The following is an 18,658-nucleotide window of genomic DNA, read 5'->3' as shown; positions in this document are numbered from 1 at the left end:
CTTCGAGTAGGAGCCGGTAACCCACCCGGGGGCGCGGGGAACTGCGCGACAAGCCACAACGCACCCGCACTCGCCAACGGCGCTCACACAGCCGCCCGGAACCGCGAAGTCCGATGCACAGGATCCGTGTCGATCTCCGGAATGACCTTCTCCCCGATCAACCGGATCGTCTGCAACGTCTCCTCCTTCGGCACCCCCACCGGCAACCCGAACGACAACTGATCCGCCCCGGCCTGCTCCCACCTCTTGCACTGCCGCAACACCTCGTCCGGATCCCCGCAGATCAGCAGCTCCTCCTCGATGAGCAGCTCCACGAACTCCGGCGTGTACCGCGGCAGCGTCTCCGGCCACACCGGGAACCCCTCGGGACGAGGAAACGTGTCGTGGTACCGGAAGACCAGCGACGGCAGGTAGTGCAGCCCCCCGTTGACCGCGATCTCGATCGCCTCGTCGTGCGTCGGCGCGCAGATCGCGGTCGTCGTCACCATGACGTTGTCGTTGACGAAGTCACCGACGGGCTCCGCGTCGACGACGGCCGTCTTGTACTGCTCCAGCACCCACTCCATGTCGGAGACCTTCTGGATGCTGAAGCCGAGGACGCCGAGGCCCTTCTTCGCGGCCATGGCGTACGAGGGCGGGGAGCCGGCGGCGTACCACATCGCGGGGTGGGACTTGCCGTACGGCTTGGGCAGGACCTTCCTCGGCGGGAGCTGCCAGTGCTTGCCCTGGAAGCCCGCGTACTCGTCCTGGAGCCACATCTTGGGGAACTCGGCGATGGTCTCTTCCCAGATCTCCTTGGTGTAGTTCATGTCGGTGATGCCCGGCAGGAACCCGAGGATCTCGTGCGAGCCTGCGCCGCGCCCGCTGCCGAACTCGAAGCGGCCCTCGCTGAGGTGGTCGAGCATGGCGACCTTCTCGGCGACCTTCACCGGGTGGTTGACCTGGGCCAGCGGGTTGAAGATGCCGGAGCCGAGGTGGATGCGTTCGGTGGCGTGGGCGAGGTAGCCGAGGAAGACGTCGTTGGCGGAGAGGTGCGAGTACTCCTCCAGGAAGTGGTGCTCGGAGGCCCAGGCGTACTTGAAGCCGGACGTGTCCGCCTGGATGACGTACTCGGTCTCCTCCATCAGTGCCTTGTGCTCGGCGAGCGGGTCGGTCTCGGCGCGCTTGCCCACGTATCCCTGTACAAAGAGCCCGAATTCCAAGGCGGTTCACCGTCCCGAGTGAGTTTTCTGACGTACCGTCAGTTTCAGCCTGTCGGCCGACTGTCGCACCGGCCGCAGCCACCGTCAATAGCTGACTGGCAGTCAGATGACACTGACCCCCGCCAGCCACCCCCCGTCGATCACGAACGGCTGCCCCGTGATGTACGAGGAGTCGTCCGAGGTGAGGAAGAGGGCGAGCCTGGCCACCTCCTCCGGCTGCCCGACCCGGCCGAGCGGCACGAGCTTGCGGTACAGCTGGTCCAGGGCGCGGCTCATCTCCTCGGGGTCGGCGTCCGGGTCGAGTCGGGCCGGGTTGGACATGGGGGTGTCGATGGCCCCGGGGCACACGGCGTTGACCCGGATGCGGCGGCCCGCCAGCTCCATCGCGGCGACCCTGGTCAGCCCGAGCACGGCGTGCTTGGTCGCGGCGTACGTGCCGACGGCCGGCATCCCGGTGACCGCCGTGTAGGAGGCGGTGTTGACGATCGTGCCGCCGTCCTCCATCTCGGGCGCCACCGTCTTCATGCCGAGGAAGCAGCCCACCTGGTTGACCTGGACGACCTGCATGAACTCGTCCAGCGGGGTGTCGACGAGGGCGTTGAAGCGCAGGATGCCGGCGTTGTTGACCAGCCCGTCGATCCGGCCGTAGGCCTCCTTGACGGCCGCGACGGCCTCCCGCCAGCCGTCCTCCGTGCCCACGTCGAGGTGGACGTAGAGCGCGCCGATCTCCTTGGCCAGCGCCTCCCCGAGGTCGTCCAGCACGTCCGCGACGACGACCCGCGCGCCCTCCTGCCGGAACAGCCGCGCCTCCTGCTCGCCCTGCCCGCGTGCCGCCCCGGTGATGAGGACGACCCGCCCGTCCAGCTTGCCCATGCCGACTCCTCAGTCCAGTTCGGGCGCGACTGCCGCCCCGAACACGGCGATCTGGTCAATGAGTTCGTCACGGTTCCGGCTGCGGAACCGCACCTGTATCTGGTCCACGCCCATCGCGCGGTACGCCCGCAGCGACTCGGCGATCTCTTCCGGCGGCCCGGTGAGGGTGCGCCGCCCGACGTCCCAGCCGGCGGTGCCGACGTACAGGGGCTCGGTGATCGCACCGACGGTGAGGGGCTCCTTGACACCGGCCTCCTCGCGGAGCGCGCGCAGCTTCGCGATCTGTCCGGGCAGCCGGTCCCGCGGGTCCCCCTGCGGCAGCCAGCCGTCGCCCTTCAGCGCGGCCCGGCGCACGGCGGCGGGGGACGAACCGCCCACCCACACCGGTACGGCCGTCTGCGTGGGCCGGGGCCGCTGCCCGAGGCCGGCGAAGTCGAAGAAGCCCCCGTGGTGTTCGGGGAACTCCTCCTCCCCGAGGGCCGCCCGCAGCGCGTCGATCGTCTCGTCGAGCAGCGCCCCGCGCCGCCCGAAGTCGACGCCGAGCACCTCGAACTCCTCGCGCACGTGCCCCGCCCCGACCCCGAGGATCAGGCGGCCGCCGGAGAGGTGGTCGAGGGTGGCGTACTGCTTGGCGCTGAGGAGGGGGTGCCGCAGGGCGACGACGGCCACATGACTGAGCAGCCGCACCCGGCCGGTCACGGCCGCGAGGTGCGCGAGGGTGGCGACGGGGTCGTACCAGACCGTGCTCATCGCGGGCGCGAGCCGGCGCGGGATCACCACGTGGTCGCAGACCGCGAGGTAGGCGAAGCCGGCCCGGTCCACGGCGCGGGCCACCTCGACCAGGTCGGCGGCCCCGGCGGCGGCCTCCCAGCCCTCCGTGTAGAGGGTGCTCTGGGACTGCACGGGCAGCTGGATGCCGTACGCCAGGCTCACCGGGACCCCTGCCAGAGGCCGTCCTCGGTGAGGCCGAGCAGGTCGATGGCGTTGCCCCGGACGATCCGTTCCACCACGTCCGCCGGGAGGTGCCCCATCTGCGCCTCGCCGACCTCCCGGGACTTCGGCCAGGTGGAGTCGGAGTGCGGGTAGTCGGTCTCGTACAGCACGTTCCCGACGCCGATCGCGTCGAGGTTGCGCAGCCCGAAGGCGTCGTCGAAGAAGCAGCCGTGGACATGGTCGGCGAAGAGTTCGGACGGCGGCCGGTGCACCTTGTCGGCGACCCCGCCCCAGCCCCGGTTCTCCTCCCACACCACGTCGGCGCGCTCCAGGATGTACGGGATCCAGCCGACCTGGCCCTCCGCGTACATCACCTTCAGACCCGGGAAGCGTTCGAACTTGCCGCTCATCAGCCAGTCGACCATCGAGAAGCAGCAGTTGGCGAAGGTGATGGTGGAGCCGACGGCGGGCGGTGCGTCCGGGGAGGTGCTGGGCATACGGCTGCTGGAGCCGATGTGCATGGCGACGACCGTGCCAGTCTCGGCGCAGGCGGCGAGGAAGGGGTCCCAGTCGTCGCCGTGGACGGACGGCAGGCCCAGGTGCGGGGGTATCTCGGAGAAGGCGACGGCCCGGACCCCGCGCGCGGCGTTGCGCCGGACCTCGGCGGCGGCCAGCTCCGCGTCCCACAGGGGGATCAGGGTGAGCGGGATGAGCCGGCCGTGCGCCTCGGGGCCGCACCACTCCTCCACCATCCAGTCGTTGTAGGCGCGCACGCACAGCAGCGCGAGCTCCTTGTCGCGGGCCTCGGTGAAGGTCTGGCCGCAGAACCGGGGGAAGGTGGGGAAGCAGAGCGCGGACTGAACGTGGTTGACGTCCATGTCGGCCAGGCGCTGCGGCACGTCGTACGACCCCGGGCGCATCTGCTCGTAGGTGATGACCTCCAGCTTGATCTCGTCCCTGCCGTAGCCGACGGCGGTGTCGAGGCGGGTGAGGGGGCGGTGCAGGTCCTCGTAGACCCACCAGTCGCCGACGGGACCGTCACCGGTGCTGCCCGGGTCGCCCATGACGGGCCTGAAGTGCCCGCCGAGGAAGGTCATTTCCCTGACCGGGGCGCGGACCGTGCGGGGCCCGGTGTCCAGGTACTTCTTCGGCAGCCGGTCCTGCCACACGGTGGCGGGCTCGACCGTGTGGTCGTCGACGGAGATGATCAGCGGGAAGGCGGAGCCGTCGGTCGTGCCGGTGGTGTCGGTGTCCATGACGCTCACGGTAGCGCCGATCTGACGGGGCGTCAGCTAGCGGTTCGGCCCTCCCGGCCGCCCCCGCGGGTGCGGAGAGCGTGTGAGGGCCTTGTGGACTCCCGTGTGCCTGGCTGTGATCGGTGTCTCGCACGGCTGACGCAACCGCCCTGAACAAGGCAAACTGGCGGAGTTGTTCGTGACACCCAGGGGGGCGAACGCATGGACGATGGGCCGCGAGTGCCGGAGCAGCGGCGTCCCGGATCCGTGAACGCCACGGATCCGGTGGCGGCGCGCTTCAGCGTGCTCGGTCCGGTGCGGGCCTGGCACGGCGAGGAGGCGCTGAACACCGGCTCCCCCCAGCAGCGTGCCCTGCTCGCCGCCCTGCTGCTGCGCGAGGGCCGTACGGCCACGGCGGCCGAGCTGATCGACGCCCTGTGGGGCACCGAGCCGCCCTCCCAGGCACTGGCCGCGGTGCGGACGTACGCCTCCCGGCTGCGCAAGGTGCTCGACCGCGGCGTCCTGGTCAGCGAGTCCGGGGGCTACGCGGTCCGGGGTCTCGGCGAGGACGCGCTGGACCTGGCGGCGGCGCAGGAGCTGGCGGCCGGGGCGGAGAAGGCTCGGGGCGCCGGTGACCTGACCCACGCCCGGGAGCTGCTGAGCCGTGCACTCGGCCTGTGGGACGGCGAGGCGCTGGCCGGCATACCCGGCCCGTACGCCGACGCCCAGCGGGTCCGCCTGGAGGAATGGCGGCTCCAACTCCTCGAATCCCGCCTGGACATGGATTTGGAGCAGGGCTGCCACGCCGAGGCGGTCTCCGAGCTGACGGCGCTGACCGCCGCCCAGCCGCTGCGCGAGCGCCTGCGCGAACTCCTCATGCTGGCGCTGTACCGCAGCGGCCGCCAGGCCGAGGCCCTCGCCGTCTACGCCGACACCCGCCGCCTACTCGCCGAGGAGCTGGGCGTCGACCCGCGCCCCGGACTGAGCGAACTCCAGCAGCGCATCCTCCAGGCCGACCCCGCCCTCGCCGCACCCTCGGCACCCGTCGCGGAACCCGCCCGGGTCCCCGTCCGCCCGGCCCAGCTCCCGGCCTCCGTACCCGACTTCACCGGACGCAGCGCCGTCGTGGACGAGCTGAGCGAGGTGCTGGCGTCGGCGTCCGAGGCGGAGGGCCGCGTGATGGCCGTGTCCGCGCTCGCCGGGATCGGCGGCGTCGGCAAGACGACCCTCGCCGTGCACGTCGCCCACCGGGCCCGCACCGCCTTCCCCGACGGCCAGCTCTACGTCGACCTCCAGGGCGCCGGCCACCGCCCCGCCGAACCGGAGACGGTCCTCGGCTCGTTCCTGCGCGCCCTCGGCACCGCGGACTCCGCGATACCCGACTCCCTGGAGGAGCGGGCCGCCCTCTACCGCTCGGTCCTCGACGGCCGCCGGGTCCTGGTCCTGCTGGACAACGCCAAGGACGCCGCCCAGGTACGGCCGCTGCTGCCCGGCATGGAGGGCTGCGCGGCCCTGGTCACCTCCCGCGTGCGCATGGTGGACCTGGCCGGCGCCCACCTGGTCGACCTGGACGTGATGTCCCCCGACGAGGCGCTGGCCCTCTTCACGAAGATCGTCAGCGAGGAGCGGGTCGCCGCCGAACGCGAGGCCGCCCTCGACGTGGTCGCCGCCTGCGGCTTCCTGCCCCTCGCCATCCGCATCGCCGCCTCCCGGCTGGCGGCCCGCCGCACCTGGACCGTCTCCGTCCTCGCCGCCAAGCTCGCCGACGAACGCCGCCGCCTCGACGAACTCCAGGCCGGCGACCTCGCCGTCAAGGCCACCTTCGAACTCGGCTACGGCCAGCTGGAGCCGGCCCAGGCCCGCGCCTTCCGCCTGCTGGGCCTCGCCGACGGCCCCGACATGTCCCTCGCCGCCGCCGCGGCCGTCCTCGACCTCCCCCCGGAGGACACCGAGGACCTCCTGGAGTCCCTGGTCGACACCTCCCTCCTGGAGTCCGCCGCCCCCGGCCGCTACCGATTCCACGACCTCGTCCGCCTCTACGCCCGCTCCTGCGCCGAACGCGACGAACAGCCCCCCAGCGAACGGGACGCGGCACTGTCGCGGCTGCTGGACTTCTACCTGGCGACGGCCGCCGGGGTGTACGCCATCGAACGCCCCGGTGACCGCCTGGTGGACCACCTGGAGGCCACGGAGTACCCGGGGCTGGCCTTCACCGGCCCCAAGGCCGCCGTGGACTGGCTGTACGCGGAGGGCGACTGCCTCCTTGCCTGCGTGCGCCAGGGCGCGGGACACGGCATGCTGCGCCGGGCGGTGGACCTGCTGTGGGTCGCCAAGGACCTCACCGAGTCCGGAGCCAACTCCCACCAGTACGAGAGCACCGCGATCGCCCTGCGGGACACCGCCGAGGAGGCCGGCGACCGCCGCGCCGAGGGCCGTGCGCGCACCGCGCTGACCAACGCGCTCCTGGTCTCCGACCGGTTCACCCAGGCCGACGAGGAGGCCCGGCTGGCCATCCTGTGCGCACAGGAGGCGGGTGACCTCGCGCCCTGCTGCTGGGCTCCCAACGACCGCGGGATCATCGCCCTCTACCAGGGGCGCAACGACGACGGCGAACGGCACCTCCAGGAGGCCATCGCCAACTACCGCGCGGACGGCAACCTGCCGGGCGAGGCCAGCGCGCTGTGCAACCTGTCCCGGATCCACGTCAAACTCGGGCGGCTGACCAGCGCCGTCGAACTGGCGAGGCGGGGCCTGGCGATATACGACCAGCTCGGCCTGACCCTGCGGGTCGCCAACGCCCGGCTCGCCCTCGGTATCGCGCTGAGCGCCGCCGGCCGGCGCCCGGAGGCCCTCGAACAACTCCAGGAGGCCCTGCGGCTGTTCCAGGAGAACCGGCAGCGGCTCTGGGAGGGCACGGCCAACTTCCGTATCTCCGAGGCCCATCTGGGCGCCGGGCAGGCGGCGCAGGCGGCACGCCACGCCGAGCAGGCCCTGGCCCTCCAGGTCATCGGGGGCGACTGGATGCGGGCCAACGTCCTCACCGTACTGGGCCAGGCCCTCGACCGGCTCGGTCAGACCGACCGGGCCCGCGCCTGCTGGAGCGAGGCCCTGACCGTGCACGAGAAGTTCGGGGCGGCCGAGGCCGAGCAGGTGAGGGCGCTGCTGCGCCCCGCCACCGCGGCCTGACGGTCACCGGAGGGCGCCGTTCATTGTTTGTTTATCGCCGCCCGTCATTCTCATCAGTGCCGGTCCGTCGCGTCGGGGGGCAGACGGTCCCGGCACTCGGCCCCACCGTTAGGGTGAACGGCCTTGACGCCCGTCCGGAGGCCCTCGGGGGAGTCGCCGGGCGGGCCCATCACCTTACGACGCGAAGGAAGTTGCCGACGATGAGCGAGACCTCGCCGAAGCACAAGATCAGCACGCTGGAGAACCACGCCGGCAGCCCGGACGACGGCTCCACCGTCGACCCGCTGGAGAACCACGCCGGCGGCACCACGGACGGCGGGACCATAAAGCCGCTCGAGAACCACGCCGGTCTCGTCCAGGAGAACATCGTCAAGACCCTGGAGAACCACGCCGGCACCGAGAAGGCGTAGCACGTCCACACACTTCCACGAACGACGGGGGATCGGCCGCGGCGGCGCGGAGGGGGAGCCGCCGCGGCCGAGCTGTGTCCGGGGTCAGGAGCGGCGCACTTTCCGCAGCTCCCCCTTCAGGACCTTGCCGCTCGCGTTTCTCGGGAGGGTCGGGACGAACTCCACTGCTCTCGGGACCTTGTAGTTGGCCATTTCGCGGCGGGACCAGGCGGTGAGGTCGGGGGCGGTGAGCAGGGAGCCGGGGCGGCGGACGACGTAGGCCTTGGCCACCTCGCCGAGGCGGGGGTCGGGGATGCCGACCACCGCCACGTCGGCCACGTCGGGGTGGGTGCCGAGGAGTTGCTCTATCTCCGCCGGGTAGGCGTTGAAGCCGCCGACGATGAACATGTCCTTGATCCGGTCGGTGACGCGCAGGTTGCCCGCGTCGTCCAGGACACCGACGTCGCCGGTGTGCAGCCAGCCGTCCGGGGTGATGACCTCGGCGGTGGCGGAGGCGTCCTCGTAGTAGCCGCGCATGACGGTGAAGCCGCGGGTGAGGATCTCGCCCGTGGTGCCGGGGGGCACCGGAAGACCGGCCCCGTCCACCAGGCGTAGCTCCGTGCCCGGGATCGCTCGGCCCGACGTGGAGGCGATCACCTTCGCGGGGTCGCCGCGCCGGCACATCGTGACGATGCCGCTCGCCTCGGAGAGGCCGTAGGCGGTGAGGACGGTATCGACGCCGAGTTCGTGGCGGAGGCGTTCCACGAGATGGAGCGGGACGACCGCGGCGCCGGTCACCACCAGGCGCAGGGCCGAGAGGTCGTGGGCGTCGCGGGAGGGGTGGTCCAGGAGGGACTGGTGGAGGGTCGGGGGGCCCGGGAGGACCGAGACGCGTTCGGCGGCGATGTTCGCCAGTGCCGTCTCCACGTCGAACACCGGCTGCGGGATCATCGTCGCCCCGCGCATCAGGCAGGCCAGGACACCCGCCTTGTAGCCGAAGGTGTGGAAGAACGGGTTCACGATGAGGTAGCGGTCGTCGGCGCGCAGCCCCGCCAGCTCGGCCCAGATGTCGTACGCCCTCAGGGTCTGGCCGTGCGTGATCATCGCGCCCTTGGGGCGGCCGGTCGTGCCCGAGGTGAAGATGATGTCGGAGAGGGAGTCCGGGGTCAGGGCCGCGGTGCGTCGCAGTACTTCGACGGGTCCGACCGCCTCCCCCGCCGCCAGGAAGTCCTTCCAGGTGAGGAAGGTCCGCGGCGCGTCGCCCGAGAGGACCACGATCCTTTCCAGGGCGGGGAGTTCACGCAAGGGCCGCCCCTCGCCCTCCGCGGGTCCCGCCGCCCTCCGCAGCGCCGCCACGTACGACGTACCCAGGAACGTTCCCGTCACGAACAGCAGCCTCGCCCCGCTCCTGCGCAGGACGTCCGTCGCCTCGGCCCCCTTGAAGCGGGTGTTGAGGGGGACGAGGACGGCGCCGGCACAGACCGCGCCGAGGGCGGCGGTGATCCAGTCGAGGGAGTTGGGGGCCCAGACGGCGACGCGGTCGCCGATCCGTACGCCGTGGGCGAGGCAGGCCGCGGTGGCGCGTTCGACGCGGGCGCCGAGTTCGGCGTACGTGATCCTCGTCCGGCCGTCGACCACCGCCTCGGTGTCCCCGTACCGCTCGGCCGAGTGCCGTACCAGGCCCGGGATGGTGCCCCAGTCGTTCATCGCAGCCCCCTCCGGTGTAGCTGACTGACCGTCAGATTAGCTGTAACCTGACGATCTGTCAGGAGAGGAAGGCAGGTGCACCCATGGCCGGACCGGGGCTCAAAGACGCCACCGCGATCGTCGGGATCGGACAGACAGCGTTCGCCAGGCGACTGGCCGAGGACGAGAGGACCCTGGCCTGCCGTGCCGTGCTCGCCGCCCTGGACGACGCGGGGATCGCGCCCGGCGAGGTCGACGCCCTGGCCTCCTACACGATGGAGGAGACGGACGAGGTCGAGCTGGCCAAGGCGGTCGGGTTCGGGGACCTCACCTTCTTCAGCAAGGTCGGCTACGGGGGCGGGGGTTCGTGTGCCACCGTCGCCCACCTGGCCGCGGCCATCGCCGCCGGACAGGCCACGGTCGGGGTCGCCTGGCGGTCCCGGAAACGGGGCAGCGGAGCCCGCCCGTGGACCAACACGGCCGTGCAGTTGCCCACTCCGGGACAGTGGACCCGGCCCTTCGGGCTGCTGCGGCCCGCCGACGAGATAGCGATGCTGGCCCGCCGCTACATGCACGAGTACGGCGCCACCCGCGACCACCTCTTCAACGTCGCCCTCGCCTGCCGCAACCGGGCCAACCAGAACCCGGCGGCGGTGATGTACGAACGGCCGCTCACCCGCGAGATGTACATGACCTCCCGGTGGATCAGCGAGCCGCTCTGCCTCTTCGACAACTGCCTGGAGACGGACGGCGCGCTGGCCTGCGTGATCGTCAGCCGGGAGCGGGCGCGGGACTGCCGGCAGCGGCCCGTGTACGTCCACTCCGCCGCCCAGGGGCTGCCCGCCCAGCACCACGGCATGGTCAACTACTGGAACGACGACCCCCTCACCGGTCCCGCCTGGACCGCCGCCCGGCACCTGTGGAAGCACGCCGACGTCACCCCGGACGACGTCGACGTGGCCCAGATCTACGACGCCTTCACCGCCCTCGTACCGCTCTCCCTGGAGGGGTACGGCTTCTGCGGCCGGGGCGAGGGCGGGGCGTTCACCGAGCAGGGCGCGCTGGAGATCGGGGGCCGGCTGCCCCTCAACACCGGGGGCGGCGGACTGTCCGAGGCGTACGTGCACGGCTTCAACCTGATCAACGAGGGCGTGAAGCAACTGCGCGGCACGAGTACCGCGCAGGTCCCGGGCGCCACCACCTGTCTGGTCACCGCCGGCGAGGGTGTGCCCACCTCCGCCCTGCTGCTGAGGAGCTGAGCCGCATGCTGAAGCCCGTCACCGACGCCGACGGCGCGCCCTTCTGGGAGTACGCCGCACGTGGCGAACTGCGCGTCCAGACCTGCTCCGACTGCGGCGAGGCCCGCTTCCCGCCCCGGCCGTGCTGCCCGCACTGCCAGTCCTTCGCGAGCGAGTGGCGGCCGGTCTCGGGGCGGGGCAGGGTGTGGTCGTACGTCGTGCCGCATCCACCACTGCTGCCCGAGTACGCGGAGCAGGCGCCGTACCACGTGGTCGTCGTGGAACTGGAGGACGCGCCCCGGATACGGCTCGTGGGAAACCTGGTGGAGCGGGCCGGGGCCGGGCTCGACTCCGTTGGTCCCGAGCGGGTCCGGATCGGGGCGCGGGTGCATGTGGTGTTCGCGGACGGGACGCCGCAATGGGTACTGTCGTGAAGACCGTTCGCCTGGACGTCGACGAGGACTCCGGTGTCGCCGTCGTCACCCTGGACCGGCCCGGGCGGCTCAACGCCGTCGATCTGGAGATGGTCCGCGAACTCGGCGAGATCTGGGGCGCGTTGCGGTTCGACGACCGGGTGCGGGCCGTCGTGCTCACCGGCGCCGGGGAGCGGGCCTTCTGTACGGGGATCGACCGGGACGTGGTCGTGCCGCAGCCGTCGTCGCCGTACATGGCGGACGATCCGCTGCTCGGGATCGGGCCGAAGGCGTGCGGTCTGTGGAAGCCGGTGGTGGCCGCCGTGCGCGGGATGGCCTGCGGCGGCGCGTTCTACCTCCTCGGGGAGTCGGACTTCGTCGTCGCCGACAGCACCGCCACGTTCTTCGACCCGCACACCGCCTACGGCATGGTCAGCGCCTACGAGTCGGTGCTGATGGCCCAGCGGATGCCGTACGGGGAGGTCGCCCGCATGGTGCTGATGGGCACCGCCGAGCGGATGACCGCCGAGCGGGCGCATCAGGTGGGGCTGGTGTCGGAAGTGACCGGGGCGAGCGGTGCGTTGGCGGCGGCGGTCGGCTGCGCGGAGGTGATCGCCGGGTATCCGGCGGAGGGGGTCCAGGGGACCGTGCGGGCCCTGTGGGCGGCCAAGGGGGCGGCCCGGGAGCGGGGGTTCGCCGAGGCCCCGGCGCTCATCGCGCTGGGGAACCTGCCGACCGAGCGGCAGGCCGAGTTGTTCGCCGGACGGCGGCGGGGCGGCGGCTTCCGGACGCGGTGACGGCCGCGGTGACGGCCGCGGCCGGTGTCAGGCGGCCGGCCGTACCTCCGGGTCGAGCGCGCAGTGGTCGACCTTCGCGGCGAGCCCGGCCGTGCTGACGCCGGCCGTGTCGGAGAGCTTCACGCGCACGCGGGCGGAGTCGTAGGCGGGCACGGTGACGGTGGCGTCGTTCTGGGCGACGGTCGTGCCGTGCGCGTCCTCGAAGTCGACGTGCACGGTGTAGTCGCCTCCGGTGGAGCCCGCGTTGGTGACCTCGACGGTGGCGTACGGGGCCTTCTCCGTGGCGCAGCTGATCAGTTGGGCGGTGACGTCCGTGGCGCTGTCGGTGCCGGTCGGCGTGGGGGTGCTGGTGTAGCCGCCGGTGCCGGAGGAGGTGCTCCCGCCGGTGTAGTCGTCGTCATCGTCGTCGTAGTAGTGGTGGTGCGTGACGGTGTCGTGGTCCTGGTGGGAGCTGCTGCAACCGCCGCCTCCGCCGTGCCCGTGACTGTGGTGGCGGCTCGTGAAGCCGGTCAGGGCGAGGACGACCAGGGACGACACCGCTGCGAGCTTGAGAGTCTGACCACGTCGTTGCATGTGGGAAGGCTAGCGATGGGGTGTCACGACCATGTCACCGCGCGGCGACCATCGGGTACTCGGCGCGGGGAGGCCGGGTGGTACGGCCTCCCCCGGCCCGGCGTCACGTCGTACGTGCCGTGCCCGTGCCCTTCTCCGCGTCCAGGGCGTACACGCAGCGGTCCTTGCTGCACGCGTACACCACCCCGTCCCTGACGACGGGCGAGCCGGTGATCTCGCCGCCCGTGGCGAGCTTCCAGCGGAGCCGGCCGTCGTCGGCCTTGAGGGTGTAGAGGAGGTGGTCGGTGGAGCCGAAGTGGATGCGGCCCTCGGCGACCGAGGGGGCGCCGACGACGTCTCCGCCGGCCTGGAAGCGCCACTTGGGGGTGCCGGTGACGGCGTCCAGGGTGTAGAGACCCTTGCCGCTGCCGACGTGGACGTGGCCCGCGGCCACCAGCACCGGTTCGATCGAGGCACGGGACTCGGTGGCGATGCGCCAGCGGTCGCGGCCGTCGGTGGCGTCGAGGGCGTAGACGGTGCCGAGGTAGTCCGCGAGGTAGATGCCGCCGCCGGTCACGGCCGGGCCGGGGGTGAACGCGGGCGGGCACAGGAAGACCGCGGGGGCCTCGAAGTGCCAGCGCACCCTGCCGCTGGCCACGTCGACGGCGAGGGCCCGGGTGCCGGCGGCGACGTAGACGTAGCCGTCGGGGGCCGGGGTGATGCGGACCGGGACGCCGCCGCAGGAGGCCGCGTCACCGATGGGGTACGACCAGCGTTCCTCGCCGGTGCGGGCCTCCAGGGCGCGCAGCCGGGCGTCCTGCCAGACGTAGACGGTGCCGTCGTGGACGGCGGGCCCGGCCTCGGGGGACTCGAAGTCGGTCTGGCAGCCGCTGATCTCCCACAGTTTCTGTCCGCCGGACGCCTCCCAGGCCTGGACGCCGCCGCCGCGGGTGCCGGTGACGACGGTGCCGCGGTCGGCCTGCAGGGAGTACACCCAGCCGTCGGTGTTCAGCCGCCACAGGTCGCCGCCCTCGCGGGCGTCCAGGGCGAACAGGGTGGGGCCGTCGGAGGCGTGGATGCGGCCGTCCGCGACCGCCATCGACCAGGCGACGTCCCGGGTCTTGAAGCGGCGCCGGCCGGTGGCCACGTCCAGGGCGTGCACCTCGAAGGAGGTGACGTAGACGAGGTCGCCGTCGACGGCCGGGGTGCCCCAGACGTCGTTGGACATGCGGAACCGCCAGGGGCGCCAGCCGCTCGCCGTCTCCGGGGGCGGCGGCGCGGCCACGGCCGGGTCGGCGCCGCCCACGCCGGGGCGGGGGCGGGACCAGCTGGCGACCAGGCCGGCTTCCGGCGGGGGCGCCTTGACGGCGGCGGCGCGGGCGTCGGCGACCCGGGGGCCGGGGCCGATCGGCACCTTGGCGCCGGCCAGGTGGACGGGGCCGGTGTCGGGGGCGCCGACGGGGGCGGGGTCGTACGACGGTGGCGGCGGGACGGGGTTCCGGCCGGCGCTGCGCGGGCCGGTGGGGCCGGCCGGGGCGGGCCGCACGGCGGGGCGGCCGCCGCGGCGGGCCTCGATGAGGGCGACGGCCTTCTCGGGCAGCCACGCGGAGGCGGTGCCGCTGTCGTCGGTGCCGGAGCCGAAGAGGTGCGGGGCGAGCTGGGCCTGGAGGTCGGCCGGGCTGGGGCGTCCGGTGGCCTCCATCTGCATGCAGACCTCGATGAGCGGGCGCAGCTCGTCGGGCAGGCCGGTGAGGTCGGGGCCCTCGCGGAGCAGCATGAACACCGTCTCGACCGGGTTGGCGCCGTGGAAGGGCGGGTGGCCGGTGGCGGCGAAGACCAGCATGGAGCCGAGGGAGAAGACGTCGCTGGCGCCGGTGACGCTGCGGGAGTCCTTGGCCTGCTCGGGCGACATGTAGGCGGGGGTGCCGACGGCGACGTTCGTCATCGTCAGACGGGTGTTCGAAACACCGGAGGCGATGCCGAAGTCGATGACCCGGGGGCCGTCCTCGACGACGAGCACGTTGGACGGCTTGAGGTCGCGGTGGACCAGGCCGGCGCCGTGGATGGACTGCAGGGCCTCGGCGACGCCCGCCGCGAGCCAGCGCACGGCCTGGGCCGGGAGCGGCCCGCAGTCGTTCACTATTTCCTCGAGGGAGGGCGCGGGCACGTACGCGGTGGCGAGCCAGGGCACGGCGGCGCGCGGGTCGGCGTCGACCACGGCCGCGGTGTAGAACCCGGAGACCGCGCGGGCCGCCTCCACCTCGCGGGTGAAGCGGACGCGGAACAGCTGGTCCTCGGCCAGCTCGGTGCGGACCGTCTTGATCGCCACGCGCCGGCCGGATGCCGAGCGTGCGAGATAGACCAGCCCCATGCCGCCGGCGCCCAGCCGGCCCAGCACCTCGAACGGCCCGATCCGCCGCGGATCGTGCTGCGTCAGCTGATCCACCACTTGCCTGCCACCTCCCCGTACGCGCCGCGCCACCCACATATGTACGCGAGCGGAGTGCAGCGTCTCACCACCGCACCGCCCCGGCGGCACGCACCCCGATTCTTCCTGGCCGGGGCGCTGGTTGCGAACCCGGTGATTAATCGGGGTGTCTCAGGACGGATACGGTCATAGCACCGCCGGAGCGGTGGTGTGCGTCACCGCCGCGTGCGCGTCACCGTCGCAGGAGTGCGAACGATGCTCCCTGATTGTCGGTGACGACGGCCACGTGTCCGTACGACGTCTCGAAGGGCGGAGCCTGCACCCGGCCGCCGAGCCGCTGGACGGCGCCGAGGGCCTCGTCGAGGTCGGCGACCCGGAAGTGGGTGAGGAAGTGCGGGGGCATCTCGGGCGGGTAGACGTCGGTGACGTCGGCGCGGCCGAAGTCGGGCCGGGCGCCCTCGCCGAAGAGGGCGTCGTGGAAGAGGTCGCCGTAGAAGGCGTTGGCCGCGGCGGTGTCCCGGGTGTACAGCTCGGCCCAGACGAAGGTGCCCACCTCGCGGCGGCGACCGAATCCGGGATGGCTGCCCGCCTGCCACAGGCCGAACACGGCGCCCTCGGGATCGGTGGCGAGAACGGCGGTGCCCAGCTCGCCCACCGGCGTCGGCGGGATCACGAGCTGTCCGCCGGCCGCGGTGATCCGCCGGCTCAGGGCGGCCGCGTCCGGCGTCACGAAGGACACGGTCCAGACGGTGGGCATACGGCCGTCCGTCTTCGGGGCGAGCGCGGCGACGGGCTCACCGTCCAGCAGGGCCCACACGGACGTCCCGTGCGCCTCCTCGAAGGACCAGCCGAAGAGGTCGCCGTAGAACCGCCGGCCCGCTTCCACGTCGGCGAGCTGGGCGTCCACCCAACAGGGGACACCCTCGGCGTACGCCTCGGCGGGAGTCACGGCGGACGCCTCCGTACGCGGCCCGGCGGAAGCCTCCGCGGGCGGCTCGATCGGCTCCCCGGTCCCGGTCGCGCTCTCCTCGGTCGCCGCCGCTTGCCCCTCTTCATTCCCCGATGCCCTGTTTTCGGCCATGTCGTCAAAGTAACCGGGCCGCGCGCACCCCGCAGACCAGGCACACCACCCCCAATACCCCCGTGCACCCCATTTGCAGTCGGCCGAATAGCGCTCCGATCACCCCTCGGTAAGCTGACGACATGACAGGACAAGTGCGTACCGTCGACGGCCGCGTGGCCGGCCGGCGTGGGCAGGCGACCCGGCAGAAGCTGCTCGACTGCCTCAGCGAGATGCTCAGCTCCTCCCCCTACCGGGACGTCAAGGTCATCGATGTCGCCCGGAAGGCGGGTACTTCGCCCGCGACCTTCTACCAGTACTTCCCGGACGTCGAGGGCGCCGTCCTGGAGATCGCCGAGCAAATGGCCACCGAGGGCGCCGGGTTGACCGAGCTGCTGGCGGGCCGGGCGTGGACCGGCAAGGCGGGCTGGCAGACCGCGCAGGAACTCGTGGACGGGTTCCTGGAGTTCTGGCGAAAGAACGACGCGATCCTGCGCGTGGTCGACCTCGGTGCCGCCGAGGGGGACAAACGGTTCTACAAGATCCGGATGAAGATCCTGAACTCGGTGAACAACTCCCTCGCCGACTCCATCGCGGAACTGCAGTCCAAGGGCAGGGTCGACAAGGACGTGAACCCGGCTGCGGTGGCCGGCTCCCTGGTCGCGATGCTGGCGGCGGTCGCCTCGCACCAGAAGGGCTTCTCCTCCTGGGGTGTGAAGCAGGCCGAACTCAAGCCCAACCTGGCGTTGTTGGTCCACCTGGGCGTGACGGGCAAGAAGCCGACGAAGTAGGCGGCGCCTCCTCCCCTTTCGGGTTGTCCGGATTCCAAGTCCTGTCTGGCGGGCGGTGGTTCACGCGAGTGAACCACCGCCTGCCGCGTCTCGGGGCACGCCCGCGTTCAGGGCTGCCGTCCCGCCGGCAGCGGCCGGTCCCGTACGACGTGCTTCATCACCAGGGTCGAGGTGAGCCGCTGCACGCCCGGCAGGGTCGCCAGCCGGTCGTCGTAGAGCCGCTGGAAGGCGGCGAGGTCGGCGGTGGCGACGCGCAGCAGGTAGTCGGGTTCGCCGAAGAGACGCTGGGCGTCCAGCACGTACTCCAGCTCGCCGACCGCCCGCTCGAAGTCGGCGACCGTGTCCCGGTCCTCCTGGCGCATGGAGACGAACACCAGCGCCTCGAAGTTCAGACCGAGCGCAGCCGGGTCCACCACCGCGCGGTAGCCCTCGATCGCCCCGGACCTCTCCAGCTCGCGCAGCCGGCGGTGGCACGGCGAGACGCTGAGGCGCACGCGGGCGGCCAGCTCGGTCACGGTCAGCCGCCCGTCCTGTTGCAGCTCGGCAAGGATTTTCCGGTCTACGTCGTCCATGGGGCAGATCTTTCCCCACACCGGCCGCCTGGCAGCAAACTTAGGCAACACTTTCGGGCCATTCACGCCTAATGTCGCCGGTATGGACTCGGCACACCTCCTCTCCTTCCTCGCGCTCGACCTGCTGCTGGTGTGCGTGCCGGGCGCCGACTGGGCGTACGTCATCGCGACCGCCCTGCGCGGCAGCCCGGTGCCGCGCGCGGTGGCGGGTCTGGTCTCGGGTTACGCCCTCCACACGGTCCTGGCGACGGCCGGCCTCGCCGTCCTGGTGGCGGGCTCGCCCCGGCTGCTGACCGCGCTGACCGTGGCGGGCGCCGGGTACCTGCTGTGGCTGGGCTGGAGCGTGCTGCGCCGCCCGGCGGTCCCGGCCGCCGCGGCCGACCGGAATCCCGGGGGTGCCGAGCCGGTCGGGGACCGGCCCTTCCTGCGGGGCGCGACGATCAGCGGCCTCAACCCCAAGGGCCTGCTGCTCTACTTCTCCGTGCTCCCCCAGTTCCTGACCCTGCGCGGCCACCACCTGCCCGTGCCCGTGCAGACGGCGGGCCTCGGCCTGCTCCACATGGCCTGCTGCGCCGCCGTCTACCTGACCGTCGGCCTCCTCGCCCGCGCCCTCCTCGCCGCCCGCCCCGCGGCGGCCCGCGCGGTCACCCGCACCTCGGGCGCGGCCATGCTGGGCATCGGGGCGATGCTGCTGGTGGAACGCCTGTGAGCCGCGAGGTTGAGGGCACTACCGCCGGGTGAGCCGGAACACCCGGATCTCACGCTCCACCCGGGCCTGGTAGGTGGCGTACGGCGGCCAGAACGCGAGCAGTGCCCGCCAGGCCGCCGCCCGTTCCTCCCCGGTCAGCCGCCGGGCCGTGACCGGGATCTCCGCGCCCTTCCAGCTGATCGAGGCGTCCGGGTGGGCCAGCAAATTGTGGGTCCAGGCGGGGTGGCCGGTCCGCCCGAAGTTGGAGCCGACCAGCAGCCAGCCGCCGTCCCCGTCCTCCGGCATGCAGGCCAGCGGGGTCCGGCGGGACTGCCCGCTGCGGGCGCCGGTGGAGGTGAGGATCACCCCGGGCAGCATCCGCGCGCTGAGCAGGACCCGGCCCCGGGTGAGCCGGTGCACGGCCCGGTCCAGCGCGGGCACCACATGCGGGGCGACCTTCGCGAACCCCCGGGTGGACGACACCTTCTGCACGAACCGCACACCGACGGCGCCCGTCATACCGCCCTACCTTCTTGAGTGCGTCCCGTGAGTTCGCGACTCTGGGACGGCGCGGGTGGGGCAGGGATGGTTTTCATGCTGGCTGCCCTAGATGGC

17 protein-coding genes are annotated in these 18,658 nt (G+C 72.4%); 7 read left to right on the top strand and 10 right to left on the bottom strand.

Translation table 11 applies throughout. From position 1 onward, the window contains the following. Positions 1-83: 83 nt before the first annotated feature. The 4 genes from ABZ854_RS23990 to ABZ854_RS23975 all read right to left on the bottom strand — a co-directional run bounded on the left by ABZ854_RS23990 (position 84) and on the right by ABZ854_RS23975 (position 4,264). Positions 84-1,202 (bottom strand): LLM class flavin-dependent oxidoreductase, encoded by a 1,119-nt coding sequence (locus ABZ854_RS23990; protein ID WP_361214241.1) that lies wholly within the window; start codon positions 1,200-1,202, stop codon positions 84-86. Positions 1,203-1,304: 102 nt separating this feature from the next. After that, positions 1,305-2,075: an SDR family oxidoreductase gene (locus ABZ854_RS23985; RefSeq protein ID WP_361214239.1), complete on the bottom strand. Its 771-nt coding sequence runs from the start codon at positions 2,073-2,075 to the stop codon at positions 1,305-1,307. Between the two features lie 9 nt (positions 2,076-2,084). Beyond that, positions 2,085-3,008, bottom strand: coding sequence for an LLM class F420-dependent oxidoreductase (locus ABZ854_RS23980; RefSeq protein ID WP_361214237.1), 924 nt, complete (start codon positions 3,006-3,008; stop codon positions 2,085-2,087). Further along, positions 3,005-4,264, bottom strand: a complete 1,260-nt coding sequence (locus ABZ854_RS23975) for an amidohydrolase family protein (protein ID WP_361214235.1) — start codon at positions 4,262-4,264, stop codon at positions 3,005-3,007. The genes ABZ854_RS23980 and ABZ854_RS23975 overlap by 4 nt, the downstream gene beginning before the upstream one ends. 201 nt (positions 4,265-4,465) lie before the next feature. Between ABZ854_RS23975 and ABZ854_RS23970 the strand changes: the two genes are divergently transcribed. Both ABZ854_RS23970 and ABZ854_RS23965 read left to right on the top strand, forming a co-directional pair. Then, positions 4,466-7,429, top strand: coding sequence for a BTAD domain-containing putative transcriptional regulator (locus ABZ854_RS23970; RefSeq protein WP_361214233.1), 2,964 nt, complete (start codon positions 4,466-4,468; stop codon positions 7,427-7,429). 200 nt (positions 7,430-7,629) lie between these two features. Further along, positions 7,630-7,839: a hypothetical protein gene (locus ABZ854_RS23965; RefSeq protein WP_361214232.1), complete on the top strand. Its 210-nt coding sequence runs from the start codon at positions 7,630-7,632 to the stop codon at positions 7,837-7,839. A gap of 84 nt (positions 7,840-7,923) precedes the next feature. Here the strand turns inward: ABZ854_RS23965 and ABZ854_RS23960 are convergent, their stop codons facing one another. Continuing rightward, on the bottom strand, positions 7,924-9,525 hold the full coding sequence (locus ABZ854_RS23960) for a FadD3 family acyl-CoA ligase (protein ID WP_361214230.1): 1,602 nt from the start codon (positions 9,523-9,525) through the stop codon (positions 7,924-7,926). Positions 9,526-9,608: 83 nt separating this feature from the next. Here ABZ854_RS23960 and ABZ854_RS23955 point away from each other — a divergent pair, with 83 nt between their 5' ends. From ABZ854_RS23955 to ABZ854_RS23945, 3 genes are read left to right on the top strand one after another with little or no spacing between them, the layout of a single operon-like run. Continuing rightward, entirely contained in the window at positions 9,609-10,763 is a 1,155-nt protein-coding gene (locus tag ABZ854_RS23955; protein ID WP_361214228.1) for a lipid-transfer protein, read from the top strand. A gap of 5 nt (positions 10,764-10,768) precedes the next feature. Beyond that, on the top strand, positions 10,769-11,176 hold the full coding sequence (locus ABZ854_RS23950; RefSeq protein WP_361214227.1) for an OB-fold domain-containing protein: 408 nt from the start codon (positions 10,769-10,771) through the stop codon (positions 11,174-11,176). Beyond that, the gene (locus ABZ854_RS23945; RefSeq protein ID WP_361214225.1) at positions 11,161-11,952 is read left to right on the top strand and encodes an enoyl-CoA hydratase/isomerase family protein; all 792 of its coding nucleotides are present in this window, start codon (positions 11,161-11,163) and stop codon (positions 11,950-11,952) included. The genes ABZ854_RS23950 and ABZ854_RS23945 overlap by 16 nt, the downstream gene beginning before the upstream one ends. A 27-nt stretch (positions 11,953-11,979) precedes the next feature. Here ABZ854_RS23945 and ABZ854_RS23940 read toward each other — a convergent pair whose 3' ends face one another. From ABZ854_RS23940 to ABZ854_RS23930, 3 genes are all read right to left on the bottom strand, one after another. Further along, complete coding sequence (locus ABZ854_RS23940; protein WP_361214223.1) at positions 11,980-12,525, bottom strand: hypothetical protein; 546 nt, start codon at positions 12,523-12,525, stop codon at positions 11,980-11,982. A 103-nt stretch (positions 12,526-12,628) separates the two neighbouring features. Beyond that, complete coding sequence (locus ABZ854_RS23935) at positions 12,629-14,953, bottom strand: serine/threonine-protein kinase (protein ID WP_361214221.1); 2,325 nt, start codon at positions 14,951-14,953, stop codon at positions 12,629-12,631. Positions 14,954-15,164: 211 nt separating this feature from the next. Further along, a complete protein-coding gene (locus ABZ854_RS23930) occupies positions 15,165-16,013 on the bottom strand; it encodes a VOC family protein (protein WP_361214219.1) in 849 nt (282 codons plus the stop codon). Positions 16,014-16,135: 122 nt separating this feature from the next. Between ABZ854_RS23930 and ABZ854_RS23925 the strand changes: the two genes are divergently transcribed. Further along, complete coding sequence (locus ABZ854_RS23925) at positions 16,136-16,783, top strand: TetR family transcriptional regulator (protein ID WP_361214218.1); 648 nt, start codon at positions 16,136-16,138, stop codon at positions 16,781-16,783. Between the two features lie 107 nt (positions 16,784-16,890). On the opposite strand, the gene ABZ854_RS23920 is transcribed toward ABZ854_RS23925, so the two are convergent. After that, entirely contained in the window at positions 16,891-17,355 is a 465-nt protein-coding gene (locus ABZ854_RS23920) for an Lrp/AsnC family transcriptional regulator (RefSeq protein WP_361214217.1), read from the bottom strand. An 82-nt stretch (positions 17,356-17,437) separates the two neighbouring features. On the opposite strand from ABZ854_RS23920, the gene ABZ854_RS23915 reads away from it, so the two are divergent. Further along, a complete protein-coding gene (locus tag ABZ854_RS23915; RefSeq protein WP_361214215.1) occupies positions 17,438-18,064 on the top strand; it encodes a LysE family translocator in 627 nt (208 codons plus the stop codon). A gap of 18 nt (positions 18,065-18,082) precedes the next feature. Here ABZ854_RS23915 and ABZ854_RS23910 read toward each other — a convergent pair whose 3' ends face one another. Beyond that, a complete protein-coding gene (locus ABZ854_RS23910) occupies positions 18,083-18,562 on the bottom strand; it encodes a nitroreductase family deazaflavin-dependent oxidoreductase (RefSeq protein ID WP_361214213.1) in 480 nt (159 codons plus the stop codon). Positions 18,563-18,658: the final 96 nt, after the last annotated feature.

Source organism: Streptomyces sp. NPDC047028, from assembly GCF_040644095.1.
Taxonomy (GTDB): domain Bacteria; phylum Actinomycetota; class Actinomycetes; order Streptomycetales; family Streptomycetaceae; genus Streptomyces.
This window is presented reverse-complemented; position numbering and strand designations above follow the sequence as displayed.

Bases quoted from the DNA above. Each gene is read 5' to 3' on its own strand.
- ABZ854_RS23965 (WP_361214232.1), top strand. From the start codon at position 7,630: ATGAGCGAGACCTCGCCGAAGCACAAGATCAGCACGCTGGAGAACCAC.
- ABZ854_RS23985 (WP_361214239.1), bottom strand. From the start codon at position 2,075: ATGGGCAAGCTGGACGGGCGGGTCGTCCTCATCACCGGGGCGGCACGC.
- ABZ854_RS23930 (WP_361214219.1), bottom strand. From the start codon at position 16,013: ATGGCCGAAAACAGGGCATCGGGGAATGAAGAGGGGCAAGCGGCGGCG.
- ABZ854_RS23960 (WP_361214230.1), bottom strand. From the start codon at position 9,525: ATGAACGACTGGGGCACCATCCCGGGCCTGGTACGGCACTCGGCCGAG.
- ABZ854_RS23920 (WP_361214217.1), bottom strand. From the start codon at position 17,355: ATGGACGACGTAGACCGGAAAATCCTTGCCGAGCTGCAACAGGACGGG.
- ABZ854_RS23945 (WP_361214225.1), top strand. From the start codon at position 11,161: ATGGGTACTGTCGTGAAGACCGTTCGCCTGGACGTCGACGAGGACTCC.
- ABZ854_RS23915 (WP_361214215.1), top strand. From the start codon at position 17,438: ATGGACTCGGCACACCTCCTCTCCTTCCTCGCGCTCGACCTGCTGCTG.
- ABZ854_RS23910 (WP_361214213.1), bottom strand. From the start codon at position 18,562: ATGACGGGCGCCGTCGGTGTGCGGTTCGTGCAGAAGGTGTCGTCCACC.
- ABZ854_RS23970 (WP_361214233.1), top strand. From the start codon at position 4,466: ATGGACGATGGGCCGCGAGTGCCGGAGCAGCGGCGTCCCGGATCCGTG.
- ABZ854_RS23955 (WP_361214228.1), top strand. From the start codon at position 9,609: ATGGCCGGACCGGGGCTCAAAGACGCCACCGCGATCGTCGGGATCGGA.
- ABZ854_RS23975 (WP_361214235.1), bottom strand. From the start codon at position 4,264: ATGGACACCGACACCACCGGCACGACCGACGGCTCCGCCTTCCCGCTG.
- ABZ854_RS23950 (WP_361214227.1), top strand. From the start codon at position 10,769: ATGCTGAAGCCCGTCACCGACGCCGACGGCGCGCCCTTCTGGGAGTAC.
- ABZ854_RS23925 (WP_361214218.1), top strand. From the start codon at position 16,136: ATGACAGGACAAGTGCGTACCGTCGACGGCCGCGTGGCCGGCCGGCGT.
- ABZ854_RS23940 (WP_361214223.1), bottom strand. From the start codon at position 12,525: ATGCAACGACGTGGTCAGACTCTCAAGCTCGCAGCGGTGTCGTCCCTG.